At 38.9% G+C, this 20,709-nt stretch carries 21 protein-coding genes and 1 pseudogene; 7 read left to right on the top strand and 15 right to left on the bottom strand.

The genetic code is table 11. The annotated features are described in order from the left end of the window. Nucleotides 1-140 precede the first annotated feature (140 nt). From NYE52_RS04475 to NYE52_RS04445, 7 genes are all read right to left on the bottom strand, one after another. The gene (locus NYE52_RS04475) at nt 141-1,106 is read right to left on the bottom strand and encodes a tRNA dihydrouridine synthase (protein WP_341191953.1); all 966 of its coding nucleotides are present in this window, start codon (nt 1,104-1,106) and stop codon (nt 141-143) included. 273 nt (nt 1,107-1,379) lie between these two features. Next, entirely contained in the window at nt 1,380-2,399 is a 1,020-nt protein-coding gene (gene fni, locus NYE52_RS04470) for a type 2 isopentenyl-diphosphate Delta-isomerase (RefSeq protein ID WP_341191952.1), read from the bottom strand. A gap of 15 nt (nt 2,400-2,414) precedes the next feature. Then, entirely contained in the window at nt 2,415-3,491 is a 1,077-nt protein-coding gene (locus tag NYE52_RS04465; protein WP_341191951.1) for a phosphomevalonate kinase, read from the bottom strand. Nucleotides 3,492-3,551: 60 nt separating this feature from the next. Further along, nucleotides 3,552-4,532: a diphosphomevalonate decarboxylase gene (gene mvaD / locus NYE52_RS04460; RefSeq protein WP_341191950.1), complete on the bottom strand. Its 981-nt coding sequence runs from the start codon at nt 4,530-4,532 to the stop codon at nt 3,552-3,554. Nucleotides 4,533-4,555: 23 nt separating this feature from the next. Beyond that, nucleotides 4,556-5,506 carry a mevalonate kinase gene (gene mvk / locus NYE52_RS04455; protein ID WP_341191949.1) on the bottom strand — a complete coding sequence of 317 codons (951 nt, stop codon included), beginning with the start codon at nt 5,504-5,506 and terminating at the stop codon, nt 4,556-4,558. Nucleotides 5,507-5,569: 63 nt separating this feature from the next. Beyond that, the gene (locus tag NYE52_RS04450) at nt 5,570-6,919 is read right to left on the bottom strand and encodes a tripartite tricarboxylate transporter permease (protein WP_341191948.1); all 1,350 of its coding nucleotides are present in this window, start codon (nt 6,917-6,919) and stop codon (nt 5,570-5,572) included. After that, nucleotides 6,919-7,164 carry a hypothetical protein gene (locus NYE52_RS04445; RefSeq protein ID WP_341191947.1) on the bottom strand — a complete coding sequence of 82 codons (246 nt, stop codon included), beginning with the start codon at nt 7,162-7,164 and terminating at the stop codon, nt 6,919-6,921. The genes NYE52_RS04450 and NYE52_RS04445 overlap by 1 nt, the downstream gene beginning before the upstream one ends. Nucleotides 7,165-7,516: 352 nt before the next feature. On the opposite strand from NYE52_RS04445, the gene NYE52_RS04440 reads away from it, so the two are divergent. After that, a complete protein-coding gene (locus NYE52_RS04440; RefSeq protein ID WP_341191946.1) occupies nt 7,517-7,822 on the top strand; it encodes a hypothetical protein in 306 nt (101 codons plus the stop codon). 334 nt (nt 7,823-8,156) lie between these two features. Here the strand turns inward: NYE52_RS04440 and NYE52_RS04435 are convergent, their stop codons facing one another. Together NYE52_RS04435 and NYE52_RS04430 are read right to left on the bottom strand one after the other, a co-directional pair. Beyond that, the gene (locus tag NYE52_RS04435; RefSeq protein WP_341191945.1) at nt 8,157-8,867 is read right to left on the bottom strand and encodes a GNAT family N-acetyltransferase; all 711 of its coding nucleotides are present in this window, start codon (nt 8,865-8,867) and stop codon (nt 8,157-8,159) included. Between the two features lie 510 nt (nt 8,868-9,377). Next, nucleotides 9,378-9,473: pseudogene (locus NYE52_RS04430) on the bottom strand (dihydropteridine reductase); the annotation flags it as partial. 98 nt (nt 9,474-9,571) lie between these two features. Here NYE52_RS04430 and NYE52_RS04425 point away from each other — a divergent pair. After that, the gene (locus tag NYE52_RS04425) at nt 9,572-11,149 is read left to right on the top strand and encodes an FAD-dependent oxidoreductase (protein ID WP_341191944.1); all 1,578 of its coding nucleotides are present in this window, start codon (nt 9,572-9,574) and stop codon (nt 11,147-11,149) included. 453 nt (nt 11,150-11,602) lie between these two features. Here the strand turns inward: NYE52_RS04425 and NYE52_RS04420 are convergent, their stop codons facing one another. The 4 genes from NYE52_RS04420 to NYE52_RS04405 all read right to left on the bottom strand — a co-directional run bounded on the left by NYE52_RS04420 (nt 11,603) and on the right by NYE52_RS04405 (nt 14,122). Beyond that, complete coding sequence (locus NYE52_RS04420) at nt 11,603-11,944, bottom strand: DUF1048 domain-containing protein (protein WP_341191943.1); 342 nt, start codon at nt 11,942-11,944, stop codon at nt 11,603-11,605. After that, a complete protein-coding gene (locus NYE52_RS04415; protein ID WP_016204131.1) occupies nt 11,941-12,285 on the bottom strand; it encodes a PadR family transcriptional regulator in 345 nt (114 codons plus the stop codon). Before NYE52_RS04415 ends, NYE52_RS04420 begins: the two co-directional genes overlap by 4 nt. A gap of 198 nt (nt 12,286-12,483) precedes the next feature. Then, a complete protein-coding gene (locus NYE52_RS04410) occupies nt 12,484-13,455 on the bottom strand; it encodes an NAD(P)-dependent alcohol dehydrogenase (RefSeq protein ID WP_341191942.1) in 972 nt (323 codons plus the stop codon). A gap of 91 nt (nt 13,456-13,546) precedes the next feature. Next, nucleotides 13,547-14,122: a Crp/Fnr family transcriptional regulator gene (locus NYE52_RS04405; protein WP_341191941.1), complete on the bottom strand. Its 576-nt coding sequence runs from the start codon at nt 14,120-14,122 to the stop codon at nt 13,547-13,549. Between the two features lie 267 nt (nt 14,123-14,389). Between NYE52_RS04405 and NYE52_RS04400 the strand changes: the two genes are divergently transcribed. From NYE52_RS04400 to NYE52_RS04390, 3 genes are all read left to right on the top strand, one after another. Continuing rightward, complete coding sequence (locus tag NYE52_RS04400; RefSeq protein WP_341191940.1) at nt 14,390-15,421, top strand: fatty acid desaturase; 1,032 nt, start codon at nt 14,390-14,392, stop codon at nt 15,419-15,421. Nucleotides 15,422-15,548: 127 nt separating this feature from the next. After that, nucleotides 15,549-16,682 (top strand): sensor histidine kinase, encoded by a 1,134-nt coding sequence (locus tag NYE52_RS04395; RefSeq protein WP_341191939.1) that lies wholly within the window; start codon nt 15,549-15,551, stop codon nt 16,680-16,682. Then, nucleotides 16,679-17,278 (top strand): response regulator transcription factor, encoded by a 600-nt coding sequence (locus tag NYE52_RS04390; RefSeq protein WP_341191938.1) that lies wholly within the window; start codon nt 16,679-16,681, stop codon nt 17,276-17,278. The genes NYE52_RS04395 and NYE52_RS04390 overlap by 4 nt, the downstream gene beginning before the upstream one ends. A 233-nt stretch (nt 17,279-17,511) precedes the next feature. Here the strand turns inward: NYE52_RS04390 and NYE52_RS04385 are convergent, their stop codons facing one another. Further along, the gene (locus tag NYE52_RS04385; RefSeq protein ID WP_341191937.1) at nt 17,512-18,228 is read right to left on the bottom strand and encodes a dihydropteridine reductase; all 717 of its coding nucleotides are present in this window, start codon (nt 18,226-18,228) and stop codon (nt 17,512-17,514) included. Nucleotides 18,229-18,746: 518 nt separating this feature from the next. Between NYE52_RS04385 and NYE52_RS04380 the strand changes: the two genes are divergently transcribed. Further along, nucleotides 18,747-19,085, top strand: coding sequence for a hypothetical protein (locus NYE52_RS04380; RefSeq protein ID WP_445669089.1), 339 nt, complete (start codon nt 18,747-18,749; stop codon nt 19,083-19,085). Between the two features lie 262 nt (nt 19,086-19,347). On the opposite strand, the gene NYE52_RS04375 is transcribed toward NYE52_RS04380, so the two are convergent. Further along, entirely contained in the window at nt 19,348-19,953 is a 606-nt protein-coding gene (locus NYE52_RS04375; RefSeq protein ID WP_341191936.1) for a CGNR zinc finger domain-containing protein, read from the bottom strand. A 119-nt stretch (nt 19,954-20,072) separates the two neighbouring features. Here NYE52_RS04375 and NYE52_RS04370 point away from each other — a divergent pair, with 119 nt between their 5' ends. Beyond that, the gene (locus NYE52_RS04370; protein WP_341191935.1) at nt 20,073-20,546 is read left to right on the top strand and encodes a hypothetical protein; all 474 of its coding nucleotides are present in this window, start codon (nt 20,073-20,075) and stop codon (nt 20,544-20,546) included. Nucleotides 20,547-20,709 lie beyond the last annotated feature (163 nt).

The following is a 20,709-nucleotide window of genomic DNA, read 5'->3' as shown; positions in this document are numbered from 1 at the left end:
ATTAATATTTTTAGAAACGCTGACTTACAAGTTTCAGGCAATGCAAAAAATGGGTGTGTGAGTTTTATACAAAACACACATACCCATTTAATATTAGCCTATATATTTGGAGAATCGCTTTAGTCTACTATCCCCTAATCTCACTCAACAATCTCAAATCCATCAAGCATCGCACGCACTTCATCCGTCGACTTGGTGCTCATCAATTGATTTCTCAATTCACTCGCCCCTCTAAATCCTTTTACATATATCTTAAAAAAGCGATGAAGAGCTTGGAATGGACGGGGTTCTAATTCACTTGAATATTTATCATGGAGATCCAGCTGCAATCTTAAGAGATCCAAATATTCCTTACTGCTATGCTCTCTCGGTTCTTTTTCAAAGGCAAATGGATTTTTGAAAATTCCACGACCAATCATAATCCCGTCAACACCATATTGTTCAGCTAGCTTCAAGCCAGTTTGACGGTCAGGAATATCCCCATTGATTGTCAAAAGGGTATTTGGTGCGATACGATCACGCAGCTTCTTGATTTCTGGAATTAGCTCCCAATGGGCATCCACTTGGCTCATTTCTTTTCTTGTACGTAAATGAATAGAAAGATTGGCGATATCTTGTTCCAATATATGTGCTAACCAATCGCGCCACTCTTCTATTTCCGTATAACCAAGTCTTGTCTTCACACTTACAGGTAATCCTCCCGCTTTCGCCGCTTGGATTAATTCTGCAGCGACTTCTGGACGTAGGATAAGCCCACTGCCCTTCCCTTTAGCTGCCACATTTGGTACAGGACAGCCCATATTAAGGTCAATCCCCTTAAATCCAAGCTCCGCCATACCAATACTCATTTGGCGAAAATATTCAGGCTTGTCTCCCCATATATGTGCAACCATTGGCTGTTCATCTTCTGTAAAAGTTAGTCGTCCACGGACACTTTGTTTACCCTCTGGATGACAATAGCTCTCCGTATTTGTAAACTCGGTAAAAAACACATCCGGTCTACCTGCTTTACTCACCACATGGCGAAAAACAACATCCGTCACATCTTCCATAGGTGCAAGCACAAAAAATGGCCGAGGCAAGTCACGCCAAAAATTTTCTGTCATATCTATTCAAATCCTTTCAAAGGGACAAGGGGACAGACCCCTTGTCCCTAATAAGTACATATTTCTTGATTCTTTTACACTTATACCATTTTCCAGTACCTTTTATCAAACTAAAGAAAATTTTAACATTCTATTAGATATAGGAAAACTTTAGATGTGGTTCTTACCTAAGACCTAAGCCTCTACTCTATATGCTAAAAAGTATTAAGTGTACATTTAATATAGTATAAAAGACAGCCAAAAAGGAAGCAAAAGAACCGTCCCTCTGCTTCCCTACTTAATCCTATCTGTTCCCTTCAATTCTTCAATAGTTGCCGCACCAATTCCAAACATAGCCATCTGCAGTTCTAGCTCTCTGATTTCAAAAACCTCTATCAGGTCTTCTGGTGATTCTGTCGCTTCTTTTAGAATGGAACGGGCGAAACCAACCATATCTGATCCAAGCGCGATAGCCTTAGCAGCATCCATTCCATTTTTGATTCCACCACTGGCGATGATTGGTTTGTCAATCGCTTCGTTAACGGAAACAATACATTCAGCAGTTGGAATCCCCCAGCTAGTAAAAGCTTCGGCTGCTATTTTCTTAATTTTCTCTTTGGAGCGCAGCTTTTCCACTTGGCTCCATGATGTACCGCCTGCACCTGCGACATCGATAAAGGAGATTCCAACGTCGGTCAATTTTTTGGCGATGGTCCCATCGATTCCAAAGCCTACCTCTTTTGCTCCAACGGGAATATCTAGCTGTGTACATACTTGCTCGATTTTCCCTAACAGATCTTTAAAATTACGATCTCCTTCTTGTTGAATAATTTCTTGAATACTATTCAAATGGAGAACGAGCATATCTGCTTCTGTCATCTCGATAATTTGTTTACATTGGTCGATTCCAAATCCATAATTAAACTGCACCGCACCTAAATTGGCGATGATTGGGATGGTTGGTGCATATTTTCGAATTTGAAAGGATTCTCGATATTTTTCATTTTCGATGAGCGCTCTTGTGGAACCTAAGGCAAATGCCCAACCTCGTTCCTCTGCAGCAATGGCAAGGTTTCGATTAATCGTCTCCGCCATTGCAGCTCCACCAGTCATCGAGCTTACCAAGAAAGGCGTCTTCATCTTTTTACCTAGAAACGTTGTGTCTAATGTAATTTCGTCAAAATCAATTTCAGGCAAGGCATTATGTAAAAAACGATACTTTTCAAGACCAGTCGTTATGTTATCACCTGTTACTTTCTCATTTAAAACCAACTCAATGTGCTGGGCTTTTCTTTTGTCAATTGAATCAGTCATTCTACAAACTCCAGTCTAATTATATTTGGTTGCAGGGTGGATATCTAAAGGAACGACACCAGCCTCCTGCCATTCTTTATGTAATTGTTCAAGTTTGTCTGTACTTGTAAAAGCAATTCCACAATCGCCGCCACCTGCTCCAGACGATTTACCGGCTCCGTTATGATTAGCAATTGCAATTAGTTTTTCTAAATGAATCGTTTCAATTGCTCCACCAGTCTCTTGACTTAACTCTAACAATGCCGACCGATTAGCGGATAAGCTTGCCATCACTAACTCCATTTTATTATGTTTAAAGCCTTCAACCATAGTAGAAACGGCATCACGGCTTTTACGTAAGAATTCTCCATAAATAGTGGAATTTTGATTTTTAAGCGGCTCGATCTTTTTTATCAAAGAAGCTGTTTTGGCAGAACTACCTGTCCAGCCAACAGCAAGTACTAATTCCTCAGGGGCTTCTAGCTGCTCGATCTGTAAATATGGCCATGTCTCTTCCAACAATGGAGAAATAGATCCTTGCTCCATAATCTTTTCTTTTAACCAGCTCGCTTTAAACGCTGTATAGTGGAGCCAACCGCCATAGGTCGATGCTGCCACATCTGCACAGGAACCGCTCCCCTGTGTCTGATAATGAGCAATTGCAGCAAGTTTAAAAATAAGGGTTTTAGAAACAGACAAGCAATCTCTATATAACTTTAAAATAGAGGTTACAACGGCGACAACTACTGCTGCACTTGAACCCAATCCGTATTTTCGGCCAGAATCTGCATCATCCAATTCACTCGTTATCGTGAGGGAAAAAGGCTTGGTTTCAATCGACCTTTCACGTAAATATTGATGGACCACATCAGATGTATTTTTTATAAAATCCAATCTTGCATCTGTCTCTTCAAAAACGACTTGCCCTTGTTCAAACCGACAAGCGACATTAGGAAGACCTAACTGTGGCAAAGAAAGAGTCTGTCGTTCACTAGTTGCCACTCTCGCTGTAATATACCTATCAACTGCTACCACAATTGCTGGATAGCCTGGTTCCAATACGGCGTATTCCCCAGCAATAAAAAGTTTCCCTGGAACTTTGATTTCGTGCATCCAGACTCACTCCCTTTAAAGTGCTAATTTAAACAGTTATCTTTTTTGCTATTATCCATTCTATTCAGATAAATACTGAATCCCAGGTCCTGGATGACATACAATCACATCACGAACAGAAGGTAAATCAGCTAGCTTATCTTTTATCATCTGTTCATTCTTAGGTTCACAAAGCACTTTTACATTTGGACCTGCATCAATGGTGAAATAAGCTTCTAAGCCATGTTGGCGCAATTCCATGACCTTTTGCATAACGTCAAATGTTGCACTTTGCCAATATAAAAATGGTGGCTTTGCTCCTAGCATCGTAGCGTGCATTTTCATGGCATTCGCTTCAGCAGTTTCCCCTAGCTTCGTAAAGTCACGAGTGCTAATTGCTTCCTTAATCTGTATTAAATCCTCTTCGATAGTAGCTAACCAGCCATCATAGAATGGCGATGTATCTACTGTCCGTTGCATACCATCTCTGCTCGAAACAGACTTAGGACCAGCTTCCACCACAACAGATAGAACACTCACATCCCACGCTTTTTCGTCTATGATTTGTGTCGCAAACGAATCCGTTCCGTCCGTTTTCTCTCCTTTTTGCCATTCAACAAATCCTCCAAAAATAGAGCGAGAAGCAGAACCAGAACCTTGACGAGCTAAAGCAGAAAGCTCTGTACCTGTTAAATCTAATTGTAATGCTTTGCTTGCTGCTGCTGCTAATGCCGCATATCCAGAAGCCGAAGAAGCAAATCCAGCAGCTGTTGGCACATGATTCACCGATGTCACCTTTGCAAAGGTATTGGTACCTGCAAGATTACGTACATGATTTAGAAACGCTGTTATTTTTACTAGCTCATGCTCTGAAACTTGATTTCCATCTAATACGAGGGAATCCTTCTCAAACTGATCAGAAAACTGTACCTTTGTTTCTGTATAAAAATGATCCAATGTAATGGATAAACTACTGTTCATGGGTAAAAACAATTTGGAATCACGTTTTCCCCAATATTTTATTAATGCAATATTCGTGTGAGCTCGAGCGATCGCTTCCATTAACCACACTCCTCATTTTATAATTAGCATTTAGCTATCGTGTACCGCCATGTTTGAGCAGCACCAGCTTGTATCAAGGCATCCGCAACCTTTTTGCCGATAGTCTCATTTTCTACTAGTGCCAAAATACAACCACCACGGCCACCACCTGTTAATTTCGCGCCTATTGCTCCAGAAGTTCGAGCCGTATCGACGAGATGATCTAATCCTTCATCACTGACACCTAACAAGGCTAAATGATGGTGTGCTAGGTTTAATTTTTCGCCAACCTTTTGATAATCACCAACTGCTAGTCCTAAACGAACCTCTTCCGTCCATTTGCCAAGTAGTGTAATGGATTCCTCGATTTTTTCTGGTTTCATTTCGTACTTATCACGAATCGATTTAACTGCTGAATAAGTATCGCCAACCCTGCCGCTATCTGCTACGACCAAATGAAAGGGAGCACCTATTTTCACACTTTCAACCTCTTGTTGTTTTTGAAACCAAATTGGATTGGCGCTAGATGCCGCCATCATATCAATTCCACTTGGCGTTCCGTGAGCAAATTTTTCCGCACGCTCCACCAATGTCATCAGTTGACTATGCTTGGGCTTTTGATTAAAAAAGGCAAAAAGACCGCGAACAAGTGCAATCGCAATCGCTGCACTTGAACCTAATCCCCGTCCAATTGGAATCGAGGATGCAATTTGAATTTTTAATCCTGAAGAACGTTGCTCAAGAACCTTTAATGTTTGGATGACACAATCACCAATTCCCTCCATCTTTTCAGGAATCTGTTCTATCGGTCCTTGATAAAAAGGGCTTTCGATTTGTATCGCATTTCCCCCGATATTTTTCACTGTTACTTTTACTTCTATTTGTTTAAATGGAAAAGCAATTGCTGGTTGTCCGTAAACAACCGAGTGTTCTCCAATTAAAATCAATTTACTATGTGCTCGGCCTACCGCAACTTTTTGTGGAGTTTCAAGCATCGATATCCCCACTTTCATAGAAAAATTGGATGTTCATCTAGATGAATATCTCTTGTCTAATTTTTAAAACCAAGTAATAATCCATGGCGCTGAATAAAGGATCATAAACTGTACGCCATAATTCACGCCCCATCGATGAAGCATACCAGCAAATAACCCAATGACTAGAACACCGATAATATTGATAAAACCAGCGTCCATAAAAGCTAATAATAGCACAAGTCCAAAAAATAGTCCTAGGATTGCTTCGTGGGGAACCCACCGGAACACAAAAGCACAGATTTTGTGGGCATATTTTACGGTAACAAAATACGTGATCGCAAGGGCAATCGTTGCACCAATGAGAGTTGCCCAGACAAAGTCTGCATTCGATAAGAGGTGATGCAGATTATGCTCTGTTGTAAACACTGGCGGTGCATTAAAAAGTGCATTTGCTGGACCAATCGCCATTGGAGACAATGGGATACCGAGTGCAATTAACGGAATCAAGGTTCCAGAAATATAGGTAGCATTAGTCAGCCCCTCCATAGACGCGATAGCTACAGAAGCCTTTTTCACCGGATCTTTGACCCTGCTTGAAAAAAGTTCTCCAAGGAAAATAGTCATGCCAACAGGGCTCATAATAAAGGTAATCGAGCCAATAAAACTAGCAAGCATACTCGATCCAGTTTCCTGTTTAGTCAATAGTTTAAAGGGACTTGGGAATCCTTTAACGGGATTCGTTTGCGCAAAATCAATCGTTTTCTTCGGAAATCTTGGCATACTATCTCGTTTTTCTTTATGTAAAAGTTCAAACAAGGTCAGAATGACGGGACCGATTGTGATTCCTAAGAAGAAAGAAGTGAAGACATTCGTTTCCTCTGGTACAACGCCAATTCCCCAATAAAGATAGCGCAAGCCTTCAATTAATAGAGCAAATGGAAGAATCGATACAAGGGCTAACAACTTATTTTTTGTCATTAATGCAAGTAAAACGGCACCAATGAAAAAGAGAGGATTTGCGTATTCTTTGATGACATCAGAAAATGGGATTAAAGCTTGTGCCATCAGTAAACTTACGGGAACCGAAACGAGCGTCCCGATGACAGAACCGGATGCCATTTTGCGAATACTGATATCAGGCATGCCATGTTTTTTTAACACGAGTGCATGCTCCACCATCGGAGTCGCCATCACCCCGCCAGGAATACCAGCGAGAGCAACCGGAATCGAATCTGTTACTTTATTGGCCACAATCGCAGAAATAAAGAAGGTTAAAACTACAATTGGCTCTACCCCTGCCAATACGATCGCTAACGTCACCGGTGCTAAAACAGCCGTTTCATCTGTCCCTGGTGCAACACCGATTATTGTATATAAAACAGCTGCTAATACGGCAGCAGCAATCATCTCTATAATTAATACGATGTCCATTATTTATCTCCTGTTCCCTTAAAGTTTCTTTTTGGCTTAATAATAAAACTGCAAATGATAAACCCAATAAGTGCACCAGCAAGGCCAAAAAACAATGGCTTTGGCGCTTCATTTGGCGCGATAAAATAGGCACCCATAGTCGTTATACTACAAATAACTAGTGCCATAACCAAATCCTTTATTTGAACAAGATCCTCCCAGACTTCAATATTATCGTTTGTATCTTGATTATGTTTATTATCCATATAATCAAACTCCTTGTATTTAATGAGCAGAAATGAGCATACTGTTAGGTTCCGCTTCCCCACGAAGATTATACACTAAATTCCATTTGCTGAAAACGATTCTCAATTGAATTCTGAAAAATAAGATATGTTTTCATGGTTGTTATACCACAAATTTGTAAAGGCATAACCCCAACTTTCATTTAAAATGGTGTCACAAAAAAATGGTGCCACCGACTTTGAAATACTATTTGGAAAATATCCCATTCCCTAACTACGGGTGAGGTTGTTTTTTTACCAACTATATTATATCCATTTGGATAGGATAGGCATATGATATAGAGATTTTAAAGGAAAGGGGCCCAAAACAATAATGAATTTTAATCAAACAGGTATGAGGTCACATCATGGCGGTGGAGGTCATCCATCAGGAGGCCATGGTGGTCACACTAATTGGCATCAACATGGAGGCGGACATCCAAATTGGGGACATGGTGGAAACTGGTCTCATCAAGGTGGAAATTATCCAGGAGGAGGGTTTGCATTAGGTACTCTTACAGGATTAGCACTTGGCGCGGCAGCAACACCAGCTCCTTATCCAGTACCTGCTCCATACCCTTATGCCTATCCTTATCCATCCCCATATCCATATTCGAATCCTTATTATCCAGGATACTAAAGGGACCATGGGACAGATTTCTTGTCCCATGAAACATTAATAGTTGAGCTATCATTTCACTACAATCTTCTAAACCCTTGACCATTCCGTTTCATTCCATTTGTCCTATTATCATAAATTAATTAAAACGTTTACCCATCTAACAATTAAATTTTTTCTAATATGACTCTATAAGTTTATTTAGTATATTAAATTATCCTTACTTATCGCGTTCCACATCAATGTTCGCTTCCGCTTGAATCACTCAATCGCTCTTGCTTTATTGGTTCCTAATTTAAGAAGATGCTCTCCTTTGTAAAATCGCCGAAATAGACAGTGGATGAAACAGCATAAATTAATCCCTACTAGCATGAAAATTCAATGTATGCACCATATAGTCATAAGTATGACCATTAATCTGTATCTCTTTAACTTCTTGATATCCCATACGAGTGTATAACTTTTTTGCATCGGGATTATCCTTGGCGACATTGAGGGATATTCGCTCATATCCTTTCTGTAACGCTAATTCTTCAGCCTTTCTCAGCAATTTCGACCCAATTCCATAGCCCTGAAACTTTGGTGAGACAGAAATCGTGTCAATATATAAATCTCCAATATCCGCCTCTTGATCAAAGTTAATGTTCTGATTCCTTGTTTTTCTTCTTAAACGTTCAAGTAGAGGCTTGTCCAATTGGTAAGCATCTGTTCCAGAATAAGTTACGATAATTCCAGTTATCTCGTCAAAAATATCCGCAACTATCACATTTTGATAGCTAAGACGATTGTTTTCTTCACGAAAAAATTTTGCAAGAGTCGCATGAATATTTTCCATCTTCGTTTGACCGGTTAACTGCTCAGCGATATCTCCAATTGCAAGATGAATTAGCTCTACAACTTCTTCTGCATCTTTTTTGATAGCTGGTCTGAAATTCAATTCTTCTGGGATAATATCTTCCCAATGAAGTCCAAATGTTGCACCACCATCCGTGTGACCAGCTATAAAATAAAATTCATCGTTTGTATCATCTTCAAAATCATCATGCTTGAATCTATTCTTTTTCATTTATTTTTACACTCCGAATATCATATTTGATGACATAATTATAGCAAAGTAAGGGACTAGGGAGACAGTCTCCTTGTCCCATTGTAATTATTTTATATTTTTTTTATTAATATGTGATGCTATTAGAATATCCCAACAATTATAGACTGAGAAAATTCAAACCCTATAACGTGATTTCCAATACACAATTAATAGATTTTAAATTTCTCACTAACGATTTTGACGGGTTGTGCCTAAGTCTCTCGTAAAATTATTTTAGCTCTTTAGAAGTTAGCGTTTTATATTTGTTGCATGTTAATCCCCGTTGTTAAATAATAAGTCCATTTGGTAATGAGCTGATGAAGAAAAAAATGAAAGGCTAATCTAGATTACCAGATACTGATTATTGATGTTTTCATCTTTTGTCACCAACTGCTTATCTACATACTATAGCTAATTTACTTTTAAATTAATTTAAATTCTTTCCTTTGCGCATGGGGAGTAAGGGAAAAAATGGTGTCAAGCAGCAACCTCCCATATAAAGTCTTTCTGGCGGTCAAATAGATATGTTTTAACCTCTAGCGTTTCCTCAATAGTCTTATTTATTTTAGTCCAGTATATTTGCATTGTATATTCTCCTTACTCCATTATTTGCAAGTTTCATCCTTCTAGTAAATGGAAATAATAAAGATATAACCTAACCTATTAGATGGAGGATTTATATAGTGACTACCAACGCTAATTACAATGGAAAATTACCGCCTAACGCAGAATCATATTGGATAAACACGACTCATTTATCAGAGTACCCCCGCCTTGAGCATGACGTGCAAGTTGATGTCGTTATTGTAGGTAGTGGCATTACAGGCATTACTTCTGCCTATCTGCTGGCGAATGAAGGGCTGAAAGTTGCTATTATCGAAGCAGACAAATTACTGAACGGGACAACAGGACATACCACAGCTAAAATCACTGCCCAGCATGATTTAATCTATGAAGAACTAATCCGCTATGCTGGGAACACGATGGCAAGATTATACTACGAGGCGAACACCGATGCTTTAAACTTTGTTCAAGAAACAATCAATAAACATCAAATTGATTGTGAGTTCACTCAGCAAGATGCGTATGTTTATAGCACAACAGAAGAATATGCACTTAAACTAGAAAAAGAGGCAGATGCCTATAAGGAGCTTCTTATTGAAGGCGAACTCGTAAATAAACTCCCTTTCGATTTAGAAATATTTAATGCACTTGTTATGAAAAATCAAGCACAATTCCATCCACTTAAATACTTGGCTCATCTTACAAAAATAATTACCGAAAAAGGTGGATACATCTTTGAAAATACAACAGCTGTAGATATAGAAACTGGCGAACACCCCGTCGTGCTTACCCGTGGAGGAGCTCGAATTACAGGAAAATACGTTCTTACCTGTTCTCATTTCCCTTTTTATGAAGGGGCAGGACTTTACTCTACAAGAATGCATGCAGACCGTTCCTATATTATTGCTGCTAAAATAAAAACAGAATATCCAGGTGGAATGTATATTAGTGCCGAGGAACCGAAAAGATCTCTCCGCTATGCAACAATCAATGGCGAAGAAATGATTCTTATATCTGGAGAAAGTCATAAAACAGGACAAGGAGGGGAAACACTCAAACATTACGAGGCCTTGGAGACTTTCGGTCAACAAGTATTCGGCATTGAAAATATTACATACCGTTGGTCAGCTCAAGATTTAGTTACACTGGATAAGATTCCTTACATTGGCGAAATTACCCCTGGTCAAAAAAATATATTAATCGCTAGTGGATATCGGAAATGGGGGATGACAAATGGAACCGTAGCTGCGCTTTTATTCCGTGATATCATACTAGGAAAAAAGAACAAATACCAGGAATTATATTCTCCCTCCCGTTTTCATCCGAATCCAAGTCTGAAAAACTTCTTAACGGAAAATGCGAACGTTGTTAGTCATTTAATTAAAGGGAAATTAGAAATTCCTCAGAAGAGTATCCATCATCTAGCCAACGATGAGGGGGCTGTTATTGACATTGATGGGCACAGAAAAGGGGCTTATAGAGATAAAGAGGGTATGCTTCATATCGTAGATACAACTTGTACTCATATGGGGTGTGAAGTGAAATGGAATAATGGTGAACGATCTTGGGATTGCCCGTGCCATGGTTCTAGATTCTCGTATGCAGGGGAAGTGCTGGAAGGACCTGCAGAGAAGCCATTACAAAAATATGATTATAAACTGATAGATAATCTTACCTCAGAAGACTCTGGTTATTAACTAAATTAAGTAAGCAAAAAAAAGTTGAAAAATGGTGTCAGGCACCATCAAAAGACAACTGTCTTTTTACGGTGCCTGACACCAACATCCACGCCGAACCTCAAAATCCCCTCCTTTAATACTTCTTTGTCTTTAAAGGATTTCTTTAACCCCTTTTACAGAAATTGCTACATTGCTCATATAAATTTCCCCCTTATTTAAAGTGCCTGCGGAAGCTATATTGACTCCATCTCTACTTAGCCATACTGATATTCTGTATTACTGACTACACAGTTAAAAAATATAACTGAATAGTTAAGATGGTAATTTACCTTGGTAACAACTATTCAGTCCATATAGCTATTATTTGGTTCATAATGCTCTCATTCCCAATATTTTCGTGTAAAGCAACTCAAACTAAATTTTCAGATTTGCATCGTAAATATTTGGTTAAGGTTCACTAGAGTGTGACCGTTATCCACGACCAATGGTATCGATCAACTTCTTACGATACTTATCCTTCCAAGTTTGCTCATCCTTCACTAGCTCGTCACAAAAAGCTGCTACATCCTCGCCTGTTAGGTCAGTAACTTGCTTGCCTTCCGCTGCTCCTTCCTCCAAGAGCTCCAGTATACCGGAAAAGATACGACTGCTGTCCTTCCAGTCGGTCGGAGCACCACCAGCAGTCCACATATATTTTTGAATAGCCTTGTATGCATGGTGGTACTCAACCGGAAGAGCCTTCGCACGTGCCTCCATCTCCTTCCATTCACGCTTATCTTCCAAACTGCCAATAATTTTTTCAAAAATACTCATATAATGTTATCCCCTTTTGATTTTTTTGTTTTAAGTTCAGTAATTTTGCTAGAGACAAATTCCCATTTTGCCCAAAACATTTTAAGTTGCTCTTGGCCAGCTCCATTTAAAGTATAAAATTTCCTTGGAGGTCCCATATTAGATGGCTTTTTCTCGATATCCACCAAATTGTTTTTTTCCAACCGCATGGTAATCGTATAAACTGTTCCTTCCACTACATCCGTGAAGCCAAGTTCTCGCAGCTGTTGCGTGATTTCATATCCGTAAGTTTCCCCACGGCTGATGATCTCAAGCACACACCCCTCAAGCACTCCTTTTAGCATTTCTGTAATATTTTCCACCTTTTCAACCCCATTTATAATTCACCATATTTTCAAAGTACTATATTCTTAGGTAGTATGTGACACACATATTAAGTATTACTTACTACTGGTATATAGTACCGCAGAATAGCTTCACTTGTCAATAGCCCTATGTCCCAAACTGAGCGCTCCCAGGGACAAAAGGGACAGACCCCTTGTCCCTGAAAACTATTCGACCTATTCTATTGTAATAATCACTTTTCCCTGTGCATGCCCTTTTTCGAAATATTGAAATGCTTTTGGAACCTCCTTTAGAGAATAGCTTCTATCCATTACTGGCTTTACTTTCCCTTCTTCTATTAGCCCATTTATAAAAACTAAATCTTGTTGATTTGGTCTCTGCAGGAAGGGGATAAATTTCTTTTTTCCAAATAGGGATAACAAGGGACCTAATAGCATCGTTTGATAGAATTGACTATTAGCTCCACCAACATGAATGAATACGCCATTTTCTTTTAGCTTTTTCTTATAGGTAAAAATAGATTGGGATCCGTTCACTCCGAATATCGTATCAAAGGTCTTAGTTTCATTGACAAAATCATCTTTTTTATAATCAATCACATGATCAGCTCCAAGGGATTTTACAAGGTCGACGTTTCTCGTACTGACCACCGCTGTTACTTCTGCACCCAATGCCTTTGCGATTTGGACAGCAAATGTTCCTACACCACCTGATGCACCATGAATTAGTACATTTTGTCCAGCCCTTACCTTGCCTATATCTCTAATCGCTTGTATTGCAGTGGTTCCTGCCATTGGGACGCCGGCCATTTCTGTAAACGATAGATTACTAGGCATTAAAGCCAATACTTTTTCATCCACAGCAGCATACTCTGCAAAGGCACCCCAGCCGCTAGTAGCTAAGTCACCATATACCCGATTTCCAATCTGTAGTTTAGTAACATCCTTCCCTATAGCCTCCACTACTCCTGCGATGTCTCCACCAGGAATACGATATTTCGGTTTCTTAAGTCCAAATGCCAACCGCACTGGCAGCGGTTTTCCTGTTAAAAGAGCAAGATTGCCAAAATTAATGGATGATGCATAAACTTTTACAAGTACTTCCTTATCTTTAGGTATAGGCTTATCTACCTCCCCTACTTTAAGCGTATCTGGCGTTCCATACTTTTCCGAAATAATTGCTTTCATCTTTATCCTCCTTGAATTCCTTTTTCATCATTGTAGATGGATCATACAGATACTGCATTGACTTAAGTTAATAGAGATATATCGGGAAGGTTTATTGCATTCGCTTTTTGATTCTGCTTAATGACTCAGGGGTTATACCTAGGTAGCTTGCCAATTGATGTTGGGGTACACGTTGGAGTAAATCTGCTCGTGTTTGAATGATTGCTTTATAGCGCTCTTCAGGGGAAGAACGAATAAATTTTGCATATTCATGTTGCGCTTGAATTAGATAAGCTTCCATCATACGACGGGTCATAGATTCCAGTCCCTTATATTGCTGGTACATTTCTTGTTCCGATTCAACATCTGCAACAACCAATACGCAGTCTTCTAAACAATTTAAGGAGTAATTCGATGCTTGACCCGCTTCTTCCAAATTAACCAGCATAATTGCTTGTTCTTCTGTAAAAAAATTGGTGGTAATTTCTTTTCCATCCACCTCTACATGGTATTGCCTTACACACCCTTTCAATACAAAAAAACAATGCTTAGTCGGGAAATCTCCCTGTTTAATTAAATAAGTCCCCTTATTAAATTCCTTTATTACTATCTCTTCTATAATCGCCTGCTGCTCTTCTTCCTTTAGCGTTGTATATTTCTCCATATATTTCATAAGGATTTCTTTCATAACAAGCCTCCCTTTATGATATGACTTCAAAACAAAAAGTAAAAAACATAGGCTCCTCCATATTTGGAAAAGATAAACATATAGACTTGATAATATGCTTGATTCCTGTCATTTCAGCTTACGCTTTGCCCCTTGGTTACATGACTTTTCCAAGGACAAATTTCTCTATATGACAAATGTCATATAGCAAACATGACATGTATGTCTGCAAATATGTTTGGTACATCTTTATACTATAGATAACTATTTATAGAAGGGAAGCAAAAAATGAATATTAAAAACTTAAAACAATTGAGAAATGCTGTAGCACCCTTTGAGAAATCCACTGTAAAAACAAGTGTCTGGCAGCTTATCAATACTATTCTACCCTTTTTATTACTTTGGATTGTAGCCTATAAAAGCTTGAGCATTTCCTATCTATTAACCCTTGTGTTTTCAATAGCAGCGGCAGGATTTTTGGTAAGAATTTTTATCATTTTTCACGATTGCTGCCACTTTTCTTTCTTTAAGAACCGTAAGGCCAATAAGATTTTAGGAACAATTACTGGAATCTTAACCTTATTTCCCTATAGTAAATGGCAGCATAGCCATTCTATTCACCATGCAACAAGCAGCAACCTGGATAAGCGCGGAGTTGGCGATTTATGGATGATGACGATAGAGGAGTATGAAAATGCCTCTTTAATGGTAAAAATCCAATATCGTTTATACCGCAATCCGTTCATCATGTTTATATTAGGACCTATTTATGAATTCCTATTAGCTAATCGATTCAACCGTAAAGGAGCTAGATCGAAGGAAAGGTTAAATACGTACGTAACGAATATTTCTATCGTTCTATTAGTAGTTCTTCTTGGAACAACACTTGGCTGGTCTTCTTTCTTGCTCGTCCAGCTGCCGATCTTTCTTATTTCTGGATCTGTTGGGGTATGGCTGTTTTATGTGCAGCATACCTTTGAAGACACTTACTTTGAGGAAGATAAAAATTGGGATTACGTAAAAGCTGCAGTAGAAGGAAGCTCCTTCTATCGCCTTCCAAAATGGATGCAATGGCTGACTGGCAATATTGGCTACCATCATGTGCATCATTTAAGTCCGAGAGTGCCTAATTACAACTTAGAGCATGTCCATCAACAGACGGAGCCTCTTCAGAATGTTCCAACTATAACACTGGCAAGCAGTCTTCGTTCTTTAAAATTCCGTTTATGGGATGAAAAAGACAAAAAGTTTATCAGTTTTTATGAATGGAAAAAACAAAAGAAAGCTCTTTCTATGTCTGCAAGATCTGAAATGCAGTAAAACGAAAAGTCTCTTTTGATGGAAGCAACTAATCTGAGCAGCAATTATAAGGTTTAATGCCATTAATTGCTGCTTGATTATGTTAAAATGGATGAATAACAGCCAATAAATAACGAGGTTCTAAACAATGATAAAAAGATTAGAGATTTTAAAAAAAAGCACCGGCATTTCTCCTTATATTTGGACATTGCTTACCATTTTGCCCTTTTATTTTATATTCCACGCCTCTGCAGCAGTTGATGTGATAGCTGGCATCATCCTAACCATTTTATTTTTTCTATTTTACAGAATTGCGTATCTTTCAAAAGGCTGGACGATCTATTTATGGCCATCCTTATTAATCGGGATATCTACTATCGCCATTTATGCATACAGCTATGTGTATTTTTCTTTTTTTCTTTCCTATTTTATCGGCAATATAAAAAAACGGATTCCCTTTTTTATCCTTTACTTTATACACTTAGCGGTTACAACATTCGCGATTTACTTCAAAATCATCATAGGTGATTCCTTGCTGATAAAGCAGCTTCCCTTTGTGCTAATCATCTGGTTTGGCGTTATTTTATTACCCTTGACCATCCAGAACCGTAAAGAGAAGGATCAGCTACAGGAAAAACTAGAAGATGCGAATAAGCGTATTTCCGATTTAGTAAAACTAGAAGAAAGACAGCGAATTGCCAGAGATCTTCATGATACTCTTGGACAAAAACTATCCCTTATTGGTTTAAAAAGTGATTTAGCAAGAAAGCTAGTTTATAAGGATCCAGAGCAAGCCCGATTGGAACTGAAAGATATTCAGCATGCTTCTAGAACAGCATTAAATGAAGTCAGGAAGATGGTTTCTGAAATGCGTGGCATAAAATTAAAAGACGAGCTCCTCCTCGTCAAAAAAATAGTTGAAGCAGCTGAAATAAGCCTTACTTACGATATAGCTTCCAATCTAAGAATTTCATCGATTGCAGAAAACATTATCAGCATGTGCTTAAAAGAAGCCGTTACAAATGTAGTACGACATAGTAATGCAACCACCTGCAACATAAGCATCAACCAAAATAAAAAAGAAACAATCATGGAAATCAAAGATAATGGAACTACTCCTTTTAAGAAGGAAGATGCTCACAAAGGTAGCGGATTGGCGGGCATGAGAGAACGCTTGGATTTTATCAACGGTACATTAGAGATTACCGCGAACGCTGGAACAATCGTAAAAATAGTCGTTCCACGTGATGGAAAAATAATAGAAAAGGAGGACATAGTATGATCCGGATTGTCATTGCCGAAGACCAACGCCTTCTTCTAGGTGCATTAGGTTCATTGCTTGATTTAGAAGACGATATTACGGTTGTCGGCAAAGCAAAAAATGGAGAAGAAGCCATTCAGCTAGTCAAGGAAAAGAATCCTGATATTTGTATAATGGACATTGAAATGCCTGCTAAAACTGGCTTGGAAGCAGCAGAAGAACTAATGAGCCATCCATGCAAAGTCATTATTTTAACGACCTTTGCCAGATCCGGCTATTTCCAGCGTGCATTGAAAGCTGGCGTATCGGCCTATTTACTCAAGGACAGTCCGAGCGACGATTTGGCAAATAGCATCCGCAGTGTGATGGAAGGAAGAAGAATTTACGCACCAGAACTAGTCGATGACGTATACAAAGAAGAAAATCCCCTCACAGAGCGGGAAAAAGAAGTGCTTACGCTAGTTGCAAATGGCAAAAACACAAAAGAAATCGCCCAAGAACTATCCATTAAGACCGGAACTGTACGAAATTATATCAGCATGATACTCGATAAATTAGAAGTAAAAAACCGAATCGAAGCCATCACTAGGTTTAAGGAAAAAGGCTGGTTTAAATAAAAAAGGACTGGATGCAGTCCTTTCAGCTTGTAGAAAAACCCCCCTATTTTTAAAAGTATGATTTTGAAAAAGGGGGTTTTTGATGTTTTAATTGATTTTGACCACGACATTTGGTTTGCAAGATATTATCAAACCACTATATGTTGTATAGTGAAATTGTGAAAAAAGCTGTCGAGACTTTCTCGACAGCCTGAAAGGACTGGATGCAGTCCTTTTTTCGTTCTTGTTCCCTCTTAAAGAGTCGATTCAATGGATAAAAACTTAGGCAATTCTTGTTCACGCTTATCGAGCATAATCTGTTCTGGCTTGATGCCCTGTTCACGCAGTACTTCAATATTCTGCAGAAGGAAGTCATCGCTGCCAACAACATAGAAGAGACCATCCTTGTCTGCAGCAAGATTTTTCACTTCTTCGTAATAGTCTTTACGATTATCAGTGAATTGTGCCTTGAACTTCTTGTCAGGTGCAGATGTAAAAATATCGGTGAATAAGAAAGCTTTTGATGAATCAATGTTTAGAGAATGAATGTGATTGACGTTGTCAGCACGTTCGAAAAACTCCAGCACAATCGGTCTAAAAGTTGCCAGACCAACACCTGATGATAGCAGGTAAACATTTTTGCCTTCCCTTTTCAGCGGTAAATTCGAATGCGTTTTAAATATTGCAACCTCATTGCCAACTTCAAGATCTCTTAAAATCGATTTAAACTCCGAGCACTGCTCTCTTATGCGTGTCGTAATTCCGATTGTATTTTCGTGCGGTAAGGAAGAGATGGACATATGACGAATTAAGCTGCGGTTTGGTTTTTCTCCAGCATTGAAGCCTTTCAGTGCAAAATGAGTGTGGGAACCTTCTTCCCATGTAAAGTCTTTCGGAAGCTCAAGTTGATACGTTTTAACCTCAGGCGTTTCCTCAACAATCTTATTTATTTTCGTCCAGTATATTTGCATAGTATATTCTCCTTACTCCATTATTTTATATTGTACTATCTACTATACAACAAATGATAATAGTTCTCAATTAAAAAGATTGAGAATTTTAGATAATTTATTAAGTATATACTTGCCTCTCTTATAACCAATACAAAAAATCATGCACTAAATAAATAGCACATGATTTTAAGAAGGTATTTTATTTCACTTTCGGGTCAGGTACCTTGTTTAAGGCTGTTCATCCCCAATCACAATTTCTCTATCAATCTTTCTATCTCTGACTTCAAGCCTTTTTTATCAGTATGCAATTTCTCGTTTTTGTCGTTATGAAGAAGCTTAATCATATCTTGAAAAATGGTCCCAGGCACCATAAATAGACAACTGTCTTTTTACAGTGCCACCGACTTTGAAATACTACTTGGAAAACATCCCATTCCCTAAATTCGAGTGAGGGTTATTTTTTACCAACTATGTTATACCCATTTGGAAAGGATAGGCATATGATATAGAGATTTTAAAGAAAGGGGCCCAAAACAATGATGAATTTTAATCAAACAGGTATGAGGTCACATCACGGTGGTGGAGGTCATCCATCAGGAGGCCATGGTGGTCACACTAATTGGCACCAACATGGCGGCGGTAACACTAATTGGCATCAGCATGGAGGCGGACATCCAAATTGGGGACACGGTGGAAGCTGGTCTCATCAAGGTGGAAATTATCCAGGAGGAGGATTTGCATTAGGTACTCTTACAGGATTAGCACTTGGCGCGGCGGCAACACCAGCTCCTTATCCAGTACCTGCTCCTTACCCGTATGCATATCCTTATCCATCCCCGTATCCCTATCCAACTCCTTATTATCCAGGATACTGATGGAGACAACTCGTTAAAGAATTTAAATACACTCAATGAAAAAGCAGATACCCAACAATGTGGGTACCTGCTCCCTTATTCAACCAAACGAATCCTTTGATTTTGGTATCGACAGTCCGAATAAAGTTGGAGATAAAGTGATACAAAGCCTGGTTATCTTGATGGTAATACAGTTAGAAAATTTTATAATATCCTTCTTTACGGTAATGGTGCGATATAACTTAGTAGGCAGACAATCCACAAAAACAGTATCTAATCACTTTTATTTTTGGTAAAACCGCCGTGCTTTAGCTCGATTACCGCAATCGGCCATTGAACACCAACGCCGGCTCCGGTTCCGACTCGTATCAAAGAATAACCATCCACAAGAGTCCCCCTCACATTGTTTGACTCGTTCCAGGTCGTTTTTAGAAACGAGTAAATCAACAGCAGATTGTAAAATTGGAGGGAGCATAGTGTCCAAGTTTTCCTCGTTATACATGAACTTCAACCTGTAATGATCCTTTTCTTGGATTACAAGCAAAGTTTGATAGAAGTGGCTTACAAAATCATTGAAACTTTTCAGGTCTAGCGGATGTGGCGATGTCCCCTTTGAAATGGACTGGAAGATTCGATACATGACCTCCCGCATTTCGATAGTCTGTTTTAGAACTTCTCCAGCTTCAGACTGTTTCTCCTGCGCCTTTAAAAGAAGGGCTTTAGCTTGTTGTTCGGTCAAGACTTCAGCACGGATGCACCAGTCGACCAATTTGGCGTAGCTAGTAAACCAATCCCGCCTTTTCTCCGTACTTTCTCTCCAACTGACGGTATTGATAAAATCCATACACAAACGTTCTCCGACCATCATATAAGCGTTCATTTCCGACATAATCAAAGCTCCTTTACTATAACCATCATAATGCATATTGACGGTTATAATCAACTCAGTTATAATTTAACCATCAAAAGTAGTTTTGATGGTTAAATACTAATTCAGGAGGTACTGAGATGGACAATCCGATGTTGGTAGCTGTTAGAACATTGTTGAAGGAAACATATGATGGACCTAAAGAAAACGCAAGCTGGTACACAGAAGCGAAACCTGGTAGTGGATTATTCGGAACACTTGAAAAGGTATCGGCAGAAGATGCTTCAATAGCTATCAATGGTACAACAATTGCCGCACAAACAGATCATACCCGCTATTATTTATGGGTTGCGAATTCCTACTTAAATGGGGAAGAACCCAGTAAGGACTGGGGAGCATCATGGAAAATCACAAACGTTGATAAAATCACATGGGCTCAATTTACTGACGAACTTCAACTAGAATACACAACACTATTAAAAAAGATTGATTCACTTGACTCCTTAGATGAACAGACATCGAATGGTTTGTTGGGGGCGCTCGCTCACTCTGCCTACCATCTCGGATCAATACAACAGATGATCAAATCGATCAAAGTCCCAAACCAAACATAAGTTACTAATTAAAGCTCCAAGGAATCACTTCTTGGAGCTTTTCAGATTTGAGTTATTTTTCTTACAAAGAATACTGTATTAATATTGGAGAATTTTTTTGTTATTTAACTCCGTATAAAATAGTGTCAGGCACCGTAAAAAGACAACTGTCTTTTTACGGTAC

It is taken from the genome of Niallia sp. FSL W8-0635, assembly GCF_038007965.1.
Lineage (GTDB): Bacteria > Bacillota > Bacilli > Bacillales > Cytobacillaceae > Niallia.
This window is presented reverse-complemented; position numbering and strand designations above follow the sequence as displayed.